Consider the following 18970-nt stretch of genomic DNA (forward strand, 5'->3'; position numbering starts at 1 on the left):
AGGTTAATGAAAGGTCAATTGTCTATTCGCATCCAGTTGCCGGTCAGCAAGACAAGGTCATCGACCTCAACGCGGTTGTCAGCGTTGAGGTCAGCATAGGAACACAGGCCGCAATCGCTGCTGAGCCACCATTGCGCAAAAAGCGAAAAATCCGTAAAATCGACGTCGCTGTCAAGATCCACATCGCCGGCTATCGAGGTAACGGCAGAAACTGTCTGAGAAGACTGGGTCTCGTTCTGCCACAGACTCTTATCCCGGGCCTTTACACTGAACTGATACTCCGTTTCCGGCGTCAAACCGGTAAGTGTATAGGTTGTGTCATCCTGCCACGCTGAGTCGTACTGACCGTTTGTTGTGCAAGTGAAGAAGTATTCGACTCCGTCTGCGTCATTTACGTCGGCTGCAGTCATTGTAACGGTAGTCGGGCCAACGCTGTGCGGAGCTGTAGCCCAAGTAATCGGGTCAGGTGTGGGGCCCGTATAGTCCGCTTCCGTATAGGGTTTCAGTTTGCTGCCGGTGATGACCTGCCGTGAGATGCCTGGGCCCTGCCACGCTACCGCAAGGTTGTCACCGCCCCCGCCTTCTTTCATCAGGGCCTCAATGTAGTAAGTATTGCCGGCGGTAAGCCAGAAATATGCCGACTGCTGCTCGGGATAGTCCGTCCATGACCTGGAAGAAGTCCAGCCCGGCACGGAGGCAACCTCAACAGCACTATCGGCTTTGCCGTCGGTACTGAACAACAGACTGCCGTTATCATCGGAGGCGATCCAGAAGGTGTAGCTGCCCGTGACGGTCGGCTTGAGAAAAGCCCGCATGCGCACGCCGTAGCTGTCCAATCTGTCGGTTGGTGCCTCAAAGCTTTGCATTACAGCTACCTCATCCGGCGAATACGGGTATTTCGAGCTGCCTGTAAGATCGGAGACAGCACTGCCTCCAATGCTTTTAAAGGTTTCCATCAGCGCGCCCTGATCGCTTGCAACCACGAGCTCAACGCCGGCGGTCATATCAGAATCTTTTACCTTGTATGTAAACGAGTCCGAACCGTAGTAGCCAGCATCGGGCATATATGTTATGGTTCCGTTGTCATTTACTACCGCGGTGCCGTGAGCGGGCTGAGTACAGCTTTGCAGGGTCGAAGGACTGCCGCCCTCCAGTTTAGAGTCGTTACGAAGGACATCGATCACATTCTTGACACCGTGATAGATAGCCTTTTTGTCATCGCCAAGCGTATAGATATTGGTGTTGACACCGGTAATTATGCCTTTCGCGTCAAGTTCGAATTCGTAAATGCGGTCGGCGATGCTAACTTTCGTGATGTAGCCCTTATCATTACGTTCGAGCCAGGCGTGATCAATCGTGTACTCGGCATGACGATATGGAGTTGTCACTCCGTGTGTATCGTACATGACGACCTTATTCAGGCCCGCTGACACGAAATCCAGGAACGTAACTGCTTCATTGATGTTGGCCTTTAGCGGATCGAGGTCGTTCTCAACCGCCCTTCTGAAACGATCTATTGCACCGATCAGCCGTCCTTCAGAGTGCGCCCAGTGATGATTGGCCTGTGTCGCGAGAGACTCCTGCGGTGCGCTTAGGAAGAATTTGATGTTGATACGCATCGAGGCCTGCTCGTTCCACGCACTTCCGGGACCTGTGGCCCAGTATGCATCCCATGCCTCGTCCCATGTCTGGGTGCTTTCGTTCCAGAGGCCCGTGTCCTTGAAGTGCTGTTTGGTTGCGTTCCAGTCGATCCAGTCATTGCTACCGGCAATTACGTCAGGTCCCCCTCCCTGAACGAGGAACTGCCCCCATCGCCGCCGCATGTCCTTGTTGGCCCGGCTGTTTACATAGCCGTCAAGTGAATGGGTAACTTCATGGCCCATTACAAAGGTGAAGTAGTCACCCCTGCACGCATCGTTGTAAAGAACCTGGTTTACCGGCTGCTGGAGATCCCAGTCCCATTCTGCCGAATCGTTGCCTTCGCCCCAGTTAAAGGTATTCTTCGTACTGGTGAAGTGCGCGACCATGCCGCCGCGGCCGTCGTTATAGTAATGGTCCAGCGTCAGTACCGCATCCGGGAAAAGCTCCTGCGGGTGCCAGGTCATAAAATCGCGAACTGATTCGATCTGGCCGCGTGTTGCTTTCTGATTGTCTCCCACATGCAGGGAGCACATCAAATAAATTTCGCGATGAACACCGGTGAGCCCGACCGCATCTGCTACATTCTGACGATGCGTAGGTGTATCGGGCAGCATATAATGCATGGTCATCAGATTCTGGCCTGCGATACTTGGAACATGGTGATAATAACTAACGTTCAGCGGATCGTCCATCTGCAGGAAGTCGTATTTCTGTACATGCTGCGAATACTGCTGGAACATCTGCTGGCGTTCGTTAACGGTGGCTGACTGCATGTTTGCAACTATGCCGCTAAGAGCGGTTCGGACTTCATTGAGCAGAGCCTGGCTGTTGGCTTCAAGAGCAATGCCCAGATCCGAAAGATTAGCATCGTAAATCGCTTCGAGATCGCTTATGTAGTCGGCAACTGTTTTGGCCTGGCCCCAAGCGATGTAAACCTTATCTCCATAATGGCCGCCGATCAGTGCATCGTAAACGCCGTCACCATTGTAATCCGCAAAATCAACGATCGCGCCGTCAGTTGCGGATTTCATATTGACCGAGGCACCAGTTGGGTCGGTAAAGACCATTGTACCGCCGGTATTGAGTCCGCCGTTGAGTTCGGGATCGAACCAGTAAAGCACGCTGCCCCAGTTGATGCCGCGTATGAAATCTGACATGCCGTTTCGGTTGATGTCAAATATCCGCGGATACAAATTGTACGAGCCGCTCAAAACAGTCTCGTAGTTCTCATACCGCGCGTCAGATGCTGTTCCGACATTTTTGTAAAGATTCATGCCGCCCGACCATGAGCCGGTAATAATGTCTGTCAGCCCATCATTGTCCCAATCGCCTGCATCGAATCGCTGGTCCGTCAGCACGAGATATGAACCGTCGGTTTTCCTGGCGTACTGTACGGATGAATAGCTTGGAGTCTGCCCTGCGGCTGCGGTGTTCTCGAAGACAGCAACTTTTCTCGTGTTATCGACAGCGACCAGATCGAGCACGCCGTCGCCCGTCATATCAGCCAGAGTGATCGGAAGATTGCCGGAGCCCAGATAAATATTCGAACCGCCGGCTTTGACACGCACGCCCGCAGCGAAATTTGCGTTCGCAGGTGATCCATTGTTAATGTAAAGCCATACGCTTCTGCTGTGGCCTACAAGAATATCGTTGTCTCCGTCGCCCTCCCAGTCGATCGCTCGGGGGACTCGCATGCCGTTATGGGAAATGTCCGAACCGGCTGCCTGCAGCGGCTGGAAATCGTCAAACACGGTCGTTCTTTTTGACGCATCCGGGCCGGGATCCTCAAAGATAGTCAGATTCATTTTTCCTTTGCTGAAGCCGCCCTTCTGATCCTCTATCGTAACTGTAAACGAATCGTTGCCGGAGTAACCAGCATCGGCAGTATATGTGAATGTGCCGTCGCCGTTATAGGTCGCCGATCCGTGGTCGGGCTGAGTGAAAGAGACAACTCTGAGGTCGTCTTTCTCAGGGTCGTAGCTCTTGAACAAAACGCTTTCTGTGGAAAAAGAAGCGGTATTTATACCGTTTGTCTTTGTGGGCCACACCTTGGGAGCGTGGTTGTCGATCAGGGTGCCTATTGTGGCTGGATCGAGAACTGTTTCGTAAATGTACAGTTCGTCGAGTCGCCCCTGAAAATATCTCGGGCTGGAAGAATCGTCGGTTTTCACTATCGAATCAACAGCCACGTTAACCTGACCCTGCGCACCGGTCGCCTCATCATTGATTGCCCCGTCAACGTACACCTGTGTCTGACCTGTTGAAGAGTCACGCGTAAATGTCAAATGGTGCCAGTGGCCGTCATTGACGGGATCATCCGTTACAGCGAGTTTCTGTCCATTGACAGCGATAAGCATTCGGCCCTGTGAATCAATGCTGCCGATATAAATACTGCCTGCTCCGGCCGAAGCACCTACTACGGCTGGTGACTGGGCCAATGTGGTATTTCCGCTTTGCTGTGTTCGGACCCAAAAAGCGACGCTGAATGTGCCGGACAGCGAAGAGGAAAGATCAGCAGTCGATGACAGGTACTGGTCAGTGCCGTTGAATTCGAGACAGGTGTATTGACGGCCTGACTGAAAAGCCGCCCCTGTCATGTTCTGCAGATCAAGATCAGCCCCACCAACAGGATCAGCAACAGCCTGAGCGGTGCTGACAGCGCCGAAGGCATCATCGTGCCAATCCGGCCCCTCGTCGAAATTCCAGTGATGAACCAGTCCGGCGGGAATCGCAAATGCCGGAGAAACGGTCAGTACAGCTACAGCAATCAAGTACAGGTAATTTTTCATCTCACACCCTTCTATTTCACACAATTCACTAAGAAGTATACAACATCTATCGTCTAAAAAGCTTCTTTATTTTAGCAGAATGCTCTCTGATAAGCAAATTCGGCCAGTATTTAACGTCATCTCGTGGGCAAATTGGAGCCAAAAAAAGAGCACGATCGGGAAATCGTGCTCTTAAATAACATCTACTACTGCAAAACGCTACATAGTAGCCTTTATCGACTCTATTGGCGGTTTTTTAACTTTGTATTTCTCCATCAACGCGATCAGCTCTTTCTTCAAGGTCTTGACCTGATCGGAATATTCGGGATCATTATAGCGGTTTACAAGCTCCTGCGGATCCTTTTTCAGGTCGAAGAACTGCCATTCGCCCGCATCGTAAAACTGCATCAGCTTGTAACGCTGCGTACGGACACCGTGGTGCGGCGGTACATTGTGCTCGCCCTTTTCATAATAGTGATAATACAACGAGTCTCGCCAGTTCTCCGGGGGCTTACCGTCCAGTATGGGCCTTAGAGAGACACCGTGCATATCCGCAGGTACCTTCCGGCCCGCGGCGTCCAGGAAAGTAGGCCCGAAATCGATATTCTGGCCAAATGCTTTTACCCGCGTTCCGGGTTTGGCAACTCCGGGCCATTTTATCACGAAGGGCATGCGGAACGACTCTTCGAACATCCATCGCTTGTCGTACCAGCCGTGCTCACCGAGATAGAACCCCTGGTCAGAGCTGTAGATCACGATGGTATCCCTGTCCAGCCCCTTTTCTTTGAGATAATCGAGCACCCTGCCGATGTTGTCATCCACCGATGCCACACACCGCAGGTAATCCTTGATGTATCGCTGATATTTCCAGCGGACCAGATCCTTGCCCTTTGGATCCTTCTGGCGGAATTCTTCGTTTTTGGGTTCGTAGGCAGCGTCCCATTTTTTTCGCTGCTCTTCGGTCATCCTGTTCCGTTCGAAGTTTGCAAACTTACGGCCCAACGCATCAGGCTTTTTACTGCCGGTGACCTTGAGATCATAGTCGTACATCATGTGACGACCGATCTCCATTTCGTTTTTCTTGAGAAGATCGGTACGGTTGGAGTAATCGTCGAAAAGCGTGTCCGGCTCAGGTATTTCCACATCATCGTACATAGTCAGATGGTCAGGACCCGGCGCCCAGATCCGATGAGGAGCCTTGTGCTGACACATCAGCATGAAAGGTTTTGACTCATCACGGGAGTCGAGCCATTCCAACGAGAGGTCGGTAACTATATCCGTGACATAACCTGTATAACGTTTGCGTCCTTCAGCGGTCTTGAAATCAGGATTGTAATAACTCCCCTGACCGGGCAGTATCTCCCAGTGATCGAAACCCGTGGGAGCTGTTTTCAGGTGCCACTTACCGATCAGGCCCGTCTGATACCCTGCTTTTTGCAGCAGCTTGGGGAAAGTCTGCTGTGAGCCGTCAAAGGTATTGAGATTGGTCATAAGGCCGTTCGCATGGCTGTGCTTGCCCGTAAGTATCGCGGCCCGGCTGGGTGCACAGATGGAATTGCAGCAGTAGCAACGATCCAGGATCGCACCTTCTTTAGCAATTCGGTCAATATTCGGCGTTTTATTTATCTTTGAGCCATACGCGGAAATGGCCTGCACCGCATGATCGTCCGAGAAAATGAACACAATATTAGGCTTTTTGCTTTTCTCATCAGCCGAAAAAACGGATTCCAGGGTAAACGGTATAGTAGCGGCAACTGTACCAGCGGCCTTCAGAAATTGCCTGCGATCCATATAGAACTCCAAATAAATAATGAATTAGTACCGACAGAATACATATTGATGGAATTTATGTCAATATATAGATACATCCAGTCCTGTTCAAAGCTTCACCTATGCAGTACGCAAACTTCCCATCCTTGCCATCAGGTCTATTTTCGCTTAATCTATGATTGGGTAATACTGAATTCTCAATCTTTTTCAGGAGTCGATCAGATGTCAAAAAACACACTCAGTATTCTTGTGGGCTCAGTCATTCTAATAGCATCGGTTTTTGTCTGCAGCACGGCAACAGCAGCACCGACTGACGAGCAAACTAAAACAATCTGGCTGGACGAACTGGACATCGGCAAGATCCAGGAAGGCTGGGGCGAAAGCAAGGCGAATAAATCGATTGACGGCAATCCGCTCAGCATCGGAGGCCAGAGCTTCGAAAGAGGCATCGGCACACATGCAGACAGCATTATGCTGATCGATCTTGATGGTAATGCCCAGAGCTTTTCGGCAAAGGTTGGCATTGACGATGAAGTAAAATATGCAGTTGCAAAAGTCGAATTTCAGGTAATGACGGATGACAAGATAGTCTGGGAAAGCGGCCCGATGGGACCTACCGACGGCGCGAAAGACGTAGAGATAGATTTGGACGGCGTGAAAAGGCTTGCATTGATGGTGACCGACGGCGGAAACGGTATAGATTATGATCATGCCGACTGGGCCATGGCCAAGATTGAATACTCCGGGAGTACCCCAAAGACTATTGAGATGCCAAAACCAGAACCTTATATTCTGACGCCTGAACCAGGACCTGAGCCCCGCATCACAGGCCCGAAAGTTTTCGGAGTCCGCCCCGGCTCACCAATACTGTTTACGGTTACCGCGACAGGCGACAGGCCCATTAAATTCAAAGCATACGAGCTGCCTGACGGTGTTTCACTCGACCCTGACACAGGCCAGATGCGAGGTGAGCTGGACAAGAAAGGACAATACGAGCTGACTCTAAAGGCCAGCAACAAACTCGGCACCGACACAAGAAAGTTTCGGCTGGTATGCGGGGACACGATCGCTCTCACTCCGCCGATGGGCTGGAACAGTTGGAACTGCTGGGGCTGTGCGGTCGACGCGGAAAAAGTCCGAGCTACCGCAAAGGCAATGGTCGAGAGCGGACTGATCAATCACGGCTGGTCGTACATCAATATCGACGATTGCTGGATGCGCAAAGAAGGAGCAAACAACCCGATGATCGCAGGTAAGCCTCGTGACGATCAAGGCAACCTGCTGCCGAATGCGAAGTTCCCGGACATGAAAGGCTTGACGGATCACATTCACGCTCTGGGCCTCAAGGCAGGTACATACATCTCTCCGGGCCCAACCACATGTCAGGGCTTTGAGGGAAGCTGGGAGCACGAGTTTCAGGACGCAGCCCAATTTGCTGAATGGGGCTTTGACTATCTCAAGTACGACTGGTGCGGTTATTCGTCCGTCGTCAAGCCGGACTCACTTGAAAACCTAAAGAAGCCATACGAACTGATGCGTGAAGCACTGGACGAGGTCGACAGAGACATCGTTTACAGCATCTGTCAGTACGGATGGGGCGACGTCTGGGAATGGGGCGAAGAGGTAGGCGGCAACCTCTGGCGTACTACGGGCGACATTTATGATTCCTGGAGCAGCATGGCAGGCATAGGCTTTGCTCAGAATAAATGCAGCCCCTATGCGAAGCCCGGCCACTGGAACGATCCGGACATGCTCGTAGTCGGCAAGGTGGGCTGGGGTCCGAATCTGCATGACAGCAATCTGTCGCCTGACGAGCAGTACACTCACATCAGCCTCTGGTCACTTTTGAGTGCTCCCCTGCTGATAGGTTGTCCGATCGAGCAGATCGACGAATTCACAATGAACCTGCTAACAAATGACGAGGTTCTGGGAGTCAATCAGGATCCGCTGGGTGATCAGGCCAGCCGGGTCATGCAGAATGGCTCTCTGGAAGTCTGGGCAAAGGACATGGAAGACGGCTCAAAGGCTCTGGGCTTTTTCAACCGTCACGGCCTGCTCGCAAAGGACATAAAGATCGATTGGGATACACTGGGCATCAGCGGCAAATGGAAATTCCGAGACCTCTGGCGTCAGAAGGATGTCGGCACTTACTCAGGCAGCTTTATGGCCAAGGAAGTACCTGCCCACGGTGTTTACATGGTAAGAATATGGCCCGCCAAATAACTCATTATTTCCTTTAACAAAATCTATATCAGCCTGGCAGAGTCATCTGTCGGGCTTTTTCTTTGCGCGAAAGGCCCGAGGTTTGCCACAAATTGCGATTTTGTATATTGCAAGACAGGACATTGGACCACATAATGACAGAACAGCTTTCAGGCAGACAAACAGATGGGGGTAATACTGAAGTGCTTGTCCACAGGCATTATAAACCAATCGTTAAGGTAATGCTGAAAAAGACGCAGACTGCCAACTGCATGTTAATTGCGTCATCGCTGATACTCCTCTGCCTCTCAGCAGGCTGCAATCATCAAGAGCCCGAAGAAATTGTCAGGCCCGTCCAGTGGGCCCGAGTCGAGGCGAGAACTTCAGGTTTCACGAGAACTTTCTCAGGTGTGTCGCAGGCCTCAGTCAGATCCGAATTGAGTTTCAGAGTGGGCGGAACCATTGAGAGGATTGCTGTCGATGAGGGTGATCCCGTTTCGAGCGGACAGATACTTGCCGAACTTGAAAAAGAAGATTTCAGACTCAAGATCAAGGAAGCAGAGGCTGCTTTAGCCAAAGCTAAGGCACAGGCCCGTAACGCTCAGGCGAACTACACGCGAGCGAAGCGACTGTACGAACAAAACAATATATCCCTTAACGAACTGGACGTTGCGAGGGCTGAAGCTGAATCAGCCCAGGCAAACGTCGACGTCGCCCAGACGGCACTGAGACTGGCTGAGAGAAGGTTTGAGTATACAACCATGAAAGCCAATCGGGAGGGATGGGTAACACGCATTCACGCAGAAGAAAATGAGAATATCTCTTCCGGGCAGCCCGTCATGACCCTTGTCTCGGGCGAAAAAATGGAAGTACAAATAGGCATACCGGAAGATCTCATCGGATCAGTTAAAAAAGGGCAGCAGGCAGCAGTAGAGTTTGAAGCCTGGCCTGAACGCGAGTACGAAGGAGAAGTTACAGAGGTTGGTGTGACAGTCGGCCGGACCGCGACGACGTTTCCGGTTGCCGTGACCTTGAAAAAGTCTGATACAAAAGTGAGACTGGGCATGGCTGCTGATGTCACACTCTATTTTGCGGGTAAGCGAACGGCATTTCTCGTCCCCGCCATTGCAGTTGGCGAGGATATAAACGGTAAATTTGTGTATGTGCTCGAAGAAAAAAACAACGGCTATGCCATAGCGACTCGTCGAAAAGTAATCACAGGCAGATTGACAGAGGAAGGACTGGAAGTGCTTTCTGGGTTGGAAAGAGGTGAGCGGATCATAACCCATGGAGTCACGCGTATTTCAGACGGGGAAAAGGTCAGGATGCTCAGGGAGAAGTAGCAATGCCTTCAAATGTTACGCGTTGGGCCATCGAGAAAAACCGTATCATGATAACGCTTCTCGTGTTGGTTGCGATCGGCGGAGTGGCTGCATATCTTACAATGCCGCGAAGCGAGGACCCCGGCTTCATCGTAAGGACCGCTCTGGTGACATGCATGTTTCCCGGCGCTACCGCCGAACGGATCGATCAGCTCGTAGCCGATCCCCTGGAGAATTCGATCCGTCAGATGCCGGAGGTAGAGACCATACGAAGTCAGTCAAAGATGGGGGCCGCGATAATCAAAATCGATATTTCGGAACGCTACACAGAGCTGCGTCCCATCTGGGACGATCTGAGAAGACGTGTAGCTGATGCGAAAAACGAACTTCCTCAGGATGTCATCGGCCCTTTTGTCAATGACGATTTCGGGGATGTCTTCGGGATAATCGTGACTGTTACCGGCGAAACAGGCCCGTCCGGCGGGGCTTACGATTATTCACGGCTTGAAGACATTGCAAGAGATACGAGGGATGAACTCCTTCTCATTGAAGAGGTCGCGAGAGTAGAAATACAGGGCATTCAGGAGGAAAGAATATTCATAGAATACAGCAATGCAAAACTTGCTGAACTTGGCATATCGCCCTATCAGCTCAAGCAGATTCTGGACAATCGCAACATTGTCATTCCGGGCGGCAGTATCACTACAGGAGATGAACGGATCGTATTGGAGCCAAGCGGTAATTTCGAATCGCTTGAAGACCTCAGGCAGACAGTAATTCGACTGCCGGAGAGATCGGAACTGGTTTATTTGCAGGATATAGCGGAGATAAACAGGGGATATATGGACCCTCCGGAAACCAAGGTTCGTGCAAACGGAATACCGGGCCTGTCACTTGGCATAAATCTTCGTGAAGGAGGCAATATAATCGAGTTGGGCGAACAGGTGAAAGAGCTGATCCGCAGGCTTGAGCGTTATTACCCCGTGGGCATCGATTTCGACATAATAATATTCCAGCCGTTCCACGTAAGCAGACGGGTAAGGACTTTCAGCCTGAACCTGATCCAGGCAATCACCATAGTTGTCATTGTCATGCTTTTGACAATGGGTGTCAGGACCGGGTTTGTCGTGGGGGCACTCATACCAATGACGATACTGTCCAGCTTTCTCATCATGTCAGTTCTGGGCATCTGGATCGATCAGATATCACTGGCGGCGATGATAATTGCACTTGGTATGCTGGTGGACGCTGCTATAGTAGTTTGCGAGTCTACAATGGTGCTCCGCAACGAAGGCAAGGATCCTGTGCAGGCAGCAATACTGGCCGCAGATGAGCACAAGCTGCCTCTGATGACGTCCGCACTGACGACATCGGCTGCATTCTTACCGATCTTTCTGGCGGAATCGGAGGTGGGAGAATACACCGCGCCCCTGTTCAAGGTGGTTACGATTACGCTTCTGGCCTCATGGGTGCTGTCAATGACAATGACGCCGCTGCTGAGCGTCTGGTTCATGAGGGTAAAAAAAGAGATCAAAGCGGAAAGCTTCAACACAAGGGTGATGCAGAGATACCGCTCACTGTTGATCTCGATGCTGAAGCATCCGATCCTGAGTCTTTCGATCACTGCTCTGATATTCATAGCTTCAATAATATCATTTGGATTTGTCCCGGAAGAATTTTTCCCGCCAAGTGATAAAACCACGTTCACTGCAGAGTTCGAACTGCCTTACGCAACTCCAATAGAAAGAACAGACAAGATCGTCAGGGAAATAGAAGCTTTCATGCAGCGCGAACTGAAAGCAGATGGCGACAGGGCCGAGGGCATTATGAACTGGGCCACTTTCATCGGTCAGGGTCCCCCAAGATTCGAACTGCCCTTCAGTCCGGTTCAGGCCGCCCCGGAGTATGCCATGATGCTTGTCAATACTACCTCGGTGGAAGTGATAACAGAGAAATGTATACCGGCACTACAGGATTTCACAGAGCGATATCCAGGCATGATAACCAAGATCAGACCGCTGCAGTTGGGTCCGCCGATCGTCTCACCAATAGAGGTTCGAATTTCCGGCGAAGACAATGAACGGCTTTTTGAAAATGTTGAACTTGTGCGCAAATACATGGACGAAAACAGCAACATCAGAAATGTGCGCGACGACTGGGGCCGACGGGTGAAAAAGATATTCGTTCGGGTAAGTCAAACCAGAGCTCGTCGCGCCGGGCTCACCAGCCGGGACGTGGCAGTATCGCTGCAGACGGTCCTCAGCGGCCTCGAATCCACACAGTACCGTGAAACTGAGGATGTAATACCCGTGGTGATCAGAACGGTCACCGCGGAAAGGGATGATATTGGCAAACTCGAAACGCACAACATCTACGTTCAGCAGACAGGTCGATCCGTGCCGCTGGAGCAGGTGGCGGATCTGGAACTTCAATGGGATTGGCCCAAGATATACAGGCGAAACGGCAGAAAAACTGTAACTCTTTTTGCCGACGTCGCAGGCGATGTTACTGCGATCGAAACTGCGAATCGGCTGGACGAATGGCTCAGTGATGAGGCAGAAGACTGGCCTTTGGGTTATAACTATGAACTCGGCGGTGAACTCGAAAAGTCGGGCGAGTCAAACGCATCCATTCTGGAAAAACTTCCAATCGCCGGCCTGGTCATCTTTCTGCTGCTGGTCGCGCAGTTCAACTCGCTACGCAAAACATTGATCATTCTACTGACGGTACCACTTGGAATAATAGGCGTTGTCTTCGGGCTGGTGGTTACGCAATCATATTTCGGCTTTATGACACTGCTCGGGATCGTGGCGCTTACCGGAATAGTGGTTAACGATGCGATCGTGCTTCTGGAAAGGATCGATCTTGAGCGTGAGTATTACGGTTTTGAGGTACACAGAGCTATAGTTGAGGCCGCCCAGCGGAGAATGCGACCGATCCTGCTGACCTCCGTAACGACCGTATGCGGTTTACTGCCGCTCTGGCTGGGAGGCGGCATAATGTTCGAACCTATGGCGGTGACGCTCATCTTCGGCCTGATCTTTGCGACTGTGCTGACACTCGGCGTTGTGCCGGTCATATATGCCGTTCTCTATCGTATCAATTTCAAGGGGTATACGTATCATTTTGACCCTAGCGGGCAACGCACTGCCGATTAAGATGTTCAGACAATACTGTCAATAAACTCAGCCAGGGGTTCCTGCCAGGATCTGGCTGGTTCACCCACTAGAGCCGTTAATTTTCCACAATCGAAGCAACTGTTAAGGGGCCTCTGTGCCGCTGTTGGAAACTCGGAACTATCGCACGGTTCGATCTCGACATTTGAGCCCGCATGGACAAATATGAATCTGGCAACTTCAAAGCGAGATGCGTATCCTAACGCTGCAAAATGGAAAATGCCCTTGGGAAATCTGTCAAGAGTGATAAGCTTGCAAATCGTCTTTACGGCCTCTATTGTAGACGTAGGCGAGCCCTTCTGATCATCGACAACCTTGAGCCTGTCCCTTGTTTTCGCTAATTCGAGCAGCTTCGTGATAAAATTGCTTCCATGCCGGCCATACGTCCACTGCACCCGCATGATCAGATGCTCACAGCCGCTCTGTTTCAGCAGTTTTTCGCCTTCGAGCTTGCTTGCCCCGTACACATTTACAGGGTCAGGTTCATCGTCTTCGGTATAGGGCGTTTCCGATTTGCCGTTGAAGACAAAATCGGTACTTATATGGATAACCCTGCTTTTCATATCTGCAGCAATCTTGCCCAGCCGGGCCACTGCTTCTGCATTTACTTTGTAAGCCAGTTCGGGCTCACTTTCGGCCTTCTCGACATTTGTATAAGCTGCGCAGTTTATTATCAGTGATTCAGGTTGTATAACCCGCTTCAAGGCGTCCTCGTCGCAAATATCCAGCTCGGGCAGATCAAAGCCCCGTGCGTCATAACCGCACTTTCGCAGCTCTTCCATCAGATCGCGGCCCAGCATACCGCAAGCACCTAAAACTATAACATCTTTATCAGCCATCCTTACGTTCCCAATCATACGGTATGTGGTTATCATGCGGGCCGGTTCTGTATTCGTCAGGACTGTTGTAGTCGTACATCTCGGAAACTATATTGATAATGTACGCTTCTTCATTTCCGACACACATCCATCCGTGCTGAATTCCGGGTGGTATCCGCACGAGACCGGGACAGTGCTCTCCGAGATATATCTGATTTACCGTACCGTAAGTCGATGACTCCTTGCGTTCGTCATACAGAGCGACCTTGATAAGCCCCTTTGGAACATAGAAGTGATCGGTCTGTTTCTTATGAAAGTGCCACGCTTTTACAATCCCCGGATATGTTGTGGTAAAATAAACCTGACCGAATTTCTCGAACCAGGGGTCATCCGCCCTCATGATCTCGCCCAGGCGGCCGCGCTCATCCGGTATAACTTTGGCTCTACGGATTTCAACGCCGTCGATCACATCGCCGGAACTACGGAGTATCAGCCCCTCATCAACTTTGACAGCCCTTAGTGGTAGATTGCTCATTGGGGCGGCTCCTTTGCAACTAATTCGTTAACCTTGTTGAGCGACCTGAAAGTACCTGCATCACTCCACCAGCCCGAGAGCTGCTCGAATTTCAGTTGCTCTTTTTGAATATAGATGTTGTTCACATCCGTTATTTCAAATTCACCTCTGCCGGATGGCTTGAGCGTTTTGATGTATTCGTACACACGATGGTCGTAAAAATAAACTCCTGTGACTATCAGGTTTGATTTTGGCTGAGCGGGCTTTTCTTCAATACCTACGATGCGGTCCCCATCGACCTGTGCTACACCAAAACGTTCTGGGTCGGCCACTTCCTTGAGCAGAAGTTTTGCGCCCTCACTCTGCTTCCTGAAAGCGTCTGCATAGGGTTTGAGATCAGCCTGAAAGATATTATCCCCCAGTATCACGGCAACCGAGCTGCCTGCCGCGAAATTCTCAGCGAGACCGAGAGCCTGAGCAATCCCGCCTGCTTCGTCCTGTACCTTATAGGTAAACTTGCAATTGAACTCACGACCTGAGCCCAGCAGGTTGACAACATCTCCCATATGCTCAAGTCCTGTAACCACAAGGATTTCCGTCACACCCGCTGCTGTGAGTTTTTCTATCGGGTAATATATCATGGGTTTGCGGCCAACCGGCAAAAGATGCTTGTTGGTTACCTTTGTAAGCGGGTGCAAACGCGTCCCAAGTCCTCCAGCCAAAATCACGCCCTTAAGTTCCACAGGTGCTCTCCTTTCAAAAATAGCTTATTAAGGGGATTCTACCCCGAGTCCAACTTCACGTCAACTATAAGCAGTTATGAAACTTATAGGCCTTCTTTTTTTGCTTATTTTTCAGCAAAACTACTCAAAGATATGTTGTAATTACGGAATTTCACGATTAAATAGAATATGCGGGTGACACTTTCAGCAGGGAAGCGAACAGAATTAACGGATTTTTCGAGCAATCTTGAAGCTGGAAGGCCTAAAATTGCCAAACAGATTGTTGCCATCGGAGGCCAAAAAGAGGGGACGCATTTCGGTGACTGAGCCGTTGCGTTCAACACGGCCAGAAAATGACCCCACAGCAGCAGCTAAAGACTCGCGCAATTCGGAAAGCCAAAAAAACAAACTTCGAGTCTTACTTATTGAAGACGAGACTCCACATGTCTACCTGATAAGACGGGCGTTCAAGAATTCACCGCAAAGTTTTGAACTCGTCACGAGCAGGTGTTTAGAAGATGCCAAAAAGCTCATTGCCCAGCACTTGTTCGATGTACTTGTAACCGACCTTATGCTGCCGGACGGACGAGGCGTCGATCTTCTAAAAGACGCAGATATCACATGCAAAGTACCAATTGTGGTTATGACAAGTTACGGAGGCGAGGACATTGCGGTAGACGCCCTGAAAGCAGGAGCGATGGATTATGTCGTAAAGTCCAATGACGCGTTTGAAGCACTGCCTCACATAACAAAAAACGCTGTCACGAGCTGGCGTGCCCGCGAGACCCGCAGAAAATCCGCTGAAGCCGTCATGAAGCGTGAAAGCCACCTGAGAATGGTCCTCGACGCGACTTCCGGCGGTGTCTGGGACCGGGACCTGGTATTGGACCAGGTCTACTACGGCAGTAACTGGGCGAGCATGCTTGGGTACAAGCCGGAAGAAATCGTACCCCACACACGATTCTGGCACAGCCTGGTTCATCCGGATGACCGAGCTGATGTCATGCGCGCGATGAACGATCATTTGTCCGGCAAATGCGACAAATACTCAGCAGAATTCAGAATACGAACCAAAACCGGCGAATATAAGTGGGTACTCAGTCGCGGAAAGGTCGTAGAACGTGACTCAGACGGCAAGCCAACGCGCATTGTCGGCACCCATACTGATATCTCCGAAAGAAAACTTGCTGAGCAGGAGATACAAAAGATAAATGCAGAACTGGAGCAAAGGGTGCAGGAACGCACACGTGAACTAAGCGTAACGAATGAACAGCTTTGCAAGGAAATGGCTGAGCGAAAAATGCTCGAAAAGGAAGTTTTGAGCATCAGTGAGCGCGAACGTGAATGGACGGGTCAGGAGCTGCATGACAGCCTGGGACAGCAGCTCACCGGCATTGCCATAATGAGTAAAGTTCTGGCTAATAAACTGAAAGAGAAAGGGATCGCAGAATCGGAAAACGCCGACGCAATTTCCGAGATGATCAAACACAGCATTGAAAAAACCCGGGCAATAGCAAAAGGCCTGCACCCCATCGACATAGGTAATTCGGGTCTGTGCGAAGCGATGCGGAACCTTGCCGCTAATACAGCCAGTCTTTTCAGAGTTGAATGTTCGTTCAGCGGCGATGTCGAGATCGAGATTTGCGACACGGCAGCGGCAATGAATCTTTACCGGATCGCCCAGGAAGCCATAACAAATGCAATCAGGCACGGGCATGCGGACAATATTGACGTAACACTAGATTGCAACGGAGAAAACGGTAATCTGCGTATCGTAAATGATGGAGCACCATTTTCTATAAATACGGAAAAATCCAAAGGAATGGGCTTGCGTTTAATGAAACATCGTGCTGAAATGATAGACGGCAAGCTGGAGATTTGTCAGCGACGTGGCGGAGGAGCCATTGTCACATGCGCTTTTAAGTTGCCGCAGGAGTGGAGGAAAAATAATGCCACCGAGGTTGAGTTTACTCGGAGTGAGGACTGCGAGCAGTAAAGGAAATCGCATCAGGCCGACATTGCTTTTAGCTGTCGGTTTGTCGATTCTTGTGATACTGTATATTTCAGTTGTTTCCGCAGAAAAACTGGGTCTTCGCCATATCGAAACGGAAGCAGTAATGGAGATTCGGACTATCGGGGGCCTGGTAAAAGGTAAGGGATGTGAGAATGTATTGCCCGAGCTTTCTGCCGTACTTTCGTGTCTAGCCAGCCATTCGGACGTCGTAAGTGGTCTCAGCCAACAGGACCATGAACTGCTCAAGGTCGCAGTTGAACCATTTAACTGGCCTGACAGAAAAAACCACCAAACTGCTTTTTTGTCAATATATGATTCATCGGGCACGGTCAAAGCATCAAATAAAAGAAAAGGAATTCGTCCACTACCGCTTGCAGACCCTCAACAAATAACTTCACCCACAACTCAGGTCGCACTTAGCAGTAGCAGTAGTGGTTATCACCAACTTCTGGTCATTATTCCTATCACCATTGACAATCAGCTACAAGGTTTTGCAGTAGGACAGCAGCAACTGGCAAATGTAATGTCAAGTGTGGCACGAAAGCATGACATAGAATTCGCGATCAGAAACTCCCGCAGAGATTCCGAAGACAGGGAGCAACCGCAAAGAATTCTCAGCAGTGATAAAGAGCTGCTGAATGCGTTGGCGGACCAGGTTTGGAACGAAACCAATGACTCTGCCACAGAAAAACGGCTCGTGTTCAGGAGCAGATCCCTGATCCCCGGAGTTTTCCCAATCTATGATGCACTGGGGACACGAACAGGTGAACTGGCGATTTTGAAGGATATAACACACTCAGTAGCTGTTTTCGACCATGTTCTAGGCATATTTGCGATTCTAATAACTACAGCAGGTCTGTTTATCTTGATGATCCTCTTCGGGTTTATCAGACACATAAACAGAAATCTTTCTCAGACCCATTCACAACTTCTGGACGAAATAGAAGAAAGAAAAAAAGTAGAAGAATTTCTTAGAGAGAGTAAACAGCGATACTCCCTGCTTACCCAAAGCATTCCCGGAATTGTATTTCAATTCAAAATGACGGGAGATGGGTCCTGCTCTGAAACTTTTATCGAAGGTAACATTCCCGAACTCTGCTGTGAATACGGTATAGATCAAAAGGAATGCGGGCTTTTCTTCGAACTCATACACGAGGATGATGTTGATGATGTAGTCGCCTCATTGATCCAAGCAGCAAGTCTTGAAAGGACCTGGTCGGCTGAGTATCGAATAAAGTGCGCTCCCGGATCGGAACGATGGGTTCGAGCAACCGCAAATCCGGGCAGCACAGATGAGCACAATCGCACATTGTGGAATGGGGTAATGCTTGACGTGACCGACAAAAAGAAGGAGGAAAAAAACAGGCTCGAACTCGAAGAAGAACTTCTAAGGATAAGTGAACGCGAGAGAAGACGCATAGGTTATGAACTGCATGACAGCATTGGGCAGCAATTAACAGGTATAGCATTCATGGTAAAGGCAACACAGGCACGACTTGAATCTCGCGATCTGACCGAAGCAAAGGATATGGAGGACGTGTCAAGGCTAATAAATGACACTATTGATGAGACACGCGACCTTGCCAAAATGATCCATCCAATAGATCTGAAAGTAAGCGGTTTCCTGCCGGCACTCGAACAGCTTATGGCAATGAGTGAAAGCCTGTTCGGAATCGAGTGCAGGCTGATATGCGACAGCGCTGTGAGGTTTAGTACTTTTAGTGATGATACAGCAATGCATTTGTACAGAATAACCGAGGAAGCCATTCTGAACGCTATAAGACATGGGAAGGCAAAATCCGTTTGGGTTGAAATAAATAAAAGAGACAAAGACATGGTTTTGATAATCCAGAATGATGGCGAAGATTTCCCAGAAGCACCTGTCTCACAAAACGGTATGGGATTGAAGATAATGGATTACCGAGCACAGTTGATACATGGTTCTGTCACGATCGGACCGAGACCGGCTGGAGGCGCTCATTTAAGCTGTAAATTTCGGGAAAATAATTAGGTAATAAGTTAT

The 18970-nt window shown here is 50.2% G+C and carries 10 protein-coding genes; 5 read left to right on the plus strand and 5 right to left on the minus strand.

What is annotated here, in order from left to right:
- Positions 1 to 14 precede the first annotated feature (14 nt).
- On the minus strand, positions 15 to 4430 hold the full coding sequence (locus STSP2_RS12585) for an Ig-like domain-containing protein (RefSeq protein ID WP_146663112.1): 4416 nt from the start codon (positions 4428 to 4430) through the stop codon (positions 15 to 17).
- A 198-nt stretch (positions 4431 to 4628) separates the two neighbouring features.
- On the minus strand, positions 4629 to 6200 hold the full coding sequence (locus STSP2_RS12590) for a sulfatase family protein (protein WP_146663113.1): 1572 nt from the start codon (positions 6198 to 6200) through the stop codon (positions 4629 to 4631).
- 201 nt (positions 6201 to 6401) lie between these two features.
- Here STSP2_RS12590 and STSP2_RS12595 point away from each other — a divergent pair, with 201 nt between their 5' ends.
- From STSP2_RS12595 to STSP2_RS12605, 3 genes are all read left to right on the plus strand, one after another.
- Entirely contained in the window at positions 6402 to 8402 is a 2001-nt protein-coding gene (locus STSP2_RS12595; protein WP_146663114.1) for an NPCBM/NEW2 domain-containing protein, read from the plus strand.
- Between the two features lie 134 nt (positions 8403 to 8536).
- On the plus strand, positions 8537 to 9724 hold the full coding sequence (locus STSP2_RS12600; RefSeq protein ID WP_146663115.1) for an efflux RND transporter periplasmic adaptor subunit: 1188 nt from the start codon (positions 8537 to 8539) through the stop codon (positions 9722 to 9724).
- Between the two features lie 2 nt (positions 9725 to 9726).
- A complete protein-coding gene (locus tag STSP2_RS12605; protein ID WP_146663116.1) occupies positions 9727 to 12861 on the plus strand; it encodes an efflux RND transporter permease subunit in 3135 nt (1044 codons plus the stop codon).
- Positions 12862 to 12866: 5 nt separating this feature from the next.
- On the opposite strand, the gene rfbD is transcribed toward STSP2_RS12605, so the two are convergent.
- From rfbD to STSP2_RS12620, 3 genes are read right to left on the minus strand one after another with little or no spacing between them, the layout of a single operon-like run.
- Positions 12867 to 13718 carry a dTDP-4-dehydrorhamnose reductase gene (gene rfbD, locus STSP2_RS12610; RefSeq protein ID WP_169853198.1) on the minus strand — a complete coding sequence of 284 codons (852 nt, stop codon included), beginning with the start codon at positions 13716 to 13718 and terminating at the stop codon, positions 12867 to 12869.
- Positions 13711 to 14232, minus strand: coding sequence for a polysaccharide biosynthesis C-terminal domain-containing protein (locus tag STSP2_RS12615; protein WP_205847896.1), 522 nt, complete (start codon positions 14230 to 14232; stop codon positions 13711 to 13713). The genes rfbD and STSP2_RS12615 overlap by 8 nt, the downstream gene beginning before the upstream one ends.
- Positions 14229 to 14954 (minus strand): sugar phosphate nucleotidyltransferase, encoded by a 726-nt coding sequence (locus STSP2_RS12620; RefSeq protein WP_146663118.1) that lies wholly within the window; start codon positions 14952 to 14954, stop codon positions 14229 to 14231. Before STSP2_RS12620 ends, STSP2_RS12615 begins: the two co-directional genes overlap by 4 nt.
- A gap of 298 nt (positions 14955 to 15252) precedes the next feature.
- Here STSP2_RS12620 and STSP2_RS12625 point away from each other — a divergent pair, with 298 nt between their 5' ends.
- Both STSP2_RS12625 and STSP2_RS12630 read left to right on the plus strand, forming a co-directional pair.
- On the plus strand, positions 15253 to 16929 hold the full coding sequence (locus tag STSP2_RS12625) for a hybrid sensor histidine kinase/response regulator (RefSeq protein ID WP_146663119.1): 1677 nt from the start codon (positions 15253 to 15255) through the stop codon (positions 16927 to 16929).
- Positions 16883 to 18958 carry a PAS domain-containing sensor histidine kinase gene (locus tag STSP2_RS12630; protein WP_169853199.1) on the plus strand — a complete coding sequence of 692 codons (2076 nt, stop codon included), beginning with the start codon at positions 16883 to 16885 and terminating at the stop codon, positions 18956 to 18958. The genes STSP2_RS12625 and STSP2_RS12630 overlap by 47 nt, the downstream gene beginning before the upstream one ends.
- Positions 18959 to 18970 lie beyond the last annotated feature (12 nt).

Origin of the sequence: Anaerohalosphaera lusitana, from assembly GCF_002007645.1 — a bacterium.
GTDB lineage: Bacteria > Planctomycetota > Phycisphaerae > Sedimentisphaerales > Anaerohalosphaeraceae > Anaerohalosphaera > Anaerohalosphaera lusitana.

What these genes read in the sequence shown, in the direction of transcription:
- STSP2_RS12590 (WP_146663113.1), bottom strand. Translation starts at nt 6,200, where the DNA reads ATGGATCGCAGGCAATTTCTGAAGGCCGCTGGTACAGTTGCCGCTACT.
- STSP2_RS12630 (WP_169853199.1), top strand. Translation starts at nt 16,883, where the DNA reads ATGCCACCGAGGTTGAGTTTACTCGGAGTGAGGACTGCGAGCAGTAAA.
- STSP2_RS12600 (WP_146663115.1), top strand. Translation starts at nt 8,537, where the DNA reads ATGACAGAACAGCTTTCAGGCAGACAAACAGATGGGGGTAATACTGAA.
- STSP2_RS12595 (WP_146663114.1), top strand. Translation starts at nt 6,402, where the DNA reads ATGTCAAAAAACACACTCAGTATTCTTGTGGGCTCAGTCATTCTAATA.
- STSP2_RS12615 (WP_205847896.1), bottom strand. Translation starts at nt 14,232, where the DNA reads ATGAGCAATCTACCACTAAGGGCTGTCAAAGTTGATGAGGGGCTGATA.
- STSP2_RS12605 (WP_146663116.1), top strand. Translation starts at nt 9,727, where the DNA reads ATGCCTTCAAATGTTACGCGTTGGGCCATCGAGAAAAACCGTATCATG.
- rfbD (WP_169853198.1), bottom strand. Translation starts at nt 13,718, where the DNA reads ATGGCTGATAAAGATGTTATAGTTTTAGGTGCTTGCGGTATGCTGGGC.
- STSP2_RS12585 (WP_146663112.1), bottom strand. Translation starts at nt 4,430, where the DNA reads ATGAAAAATTACCTGTACTTGATTGCTGTAGCTGTACTGACCGTTTCT.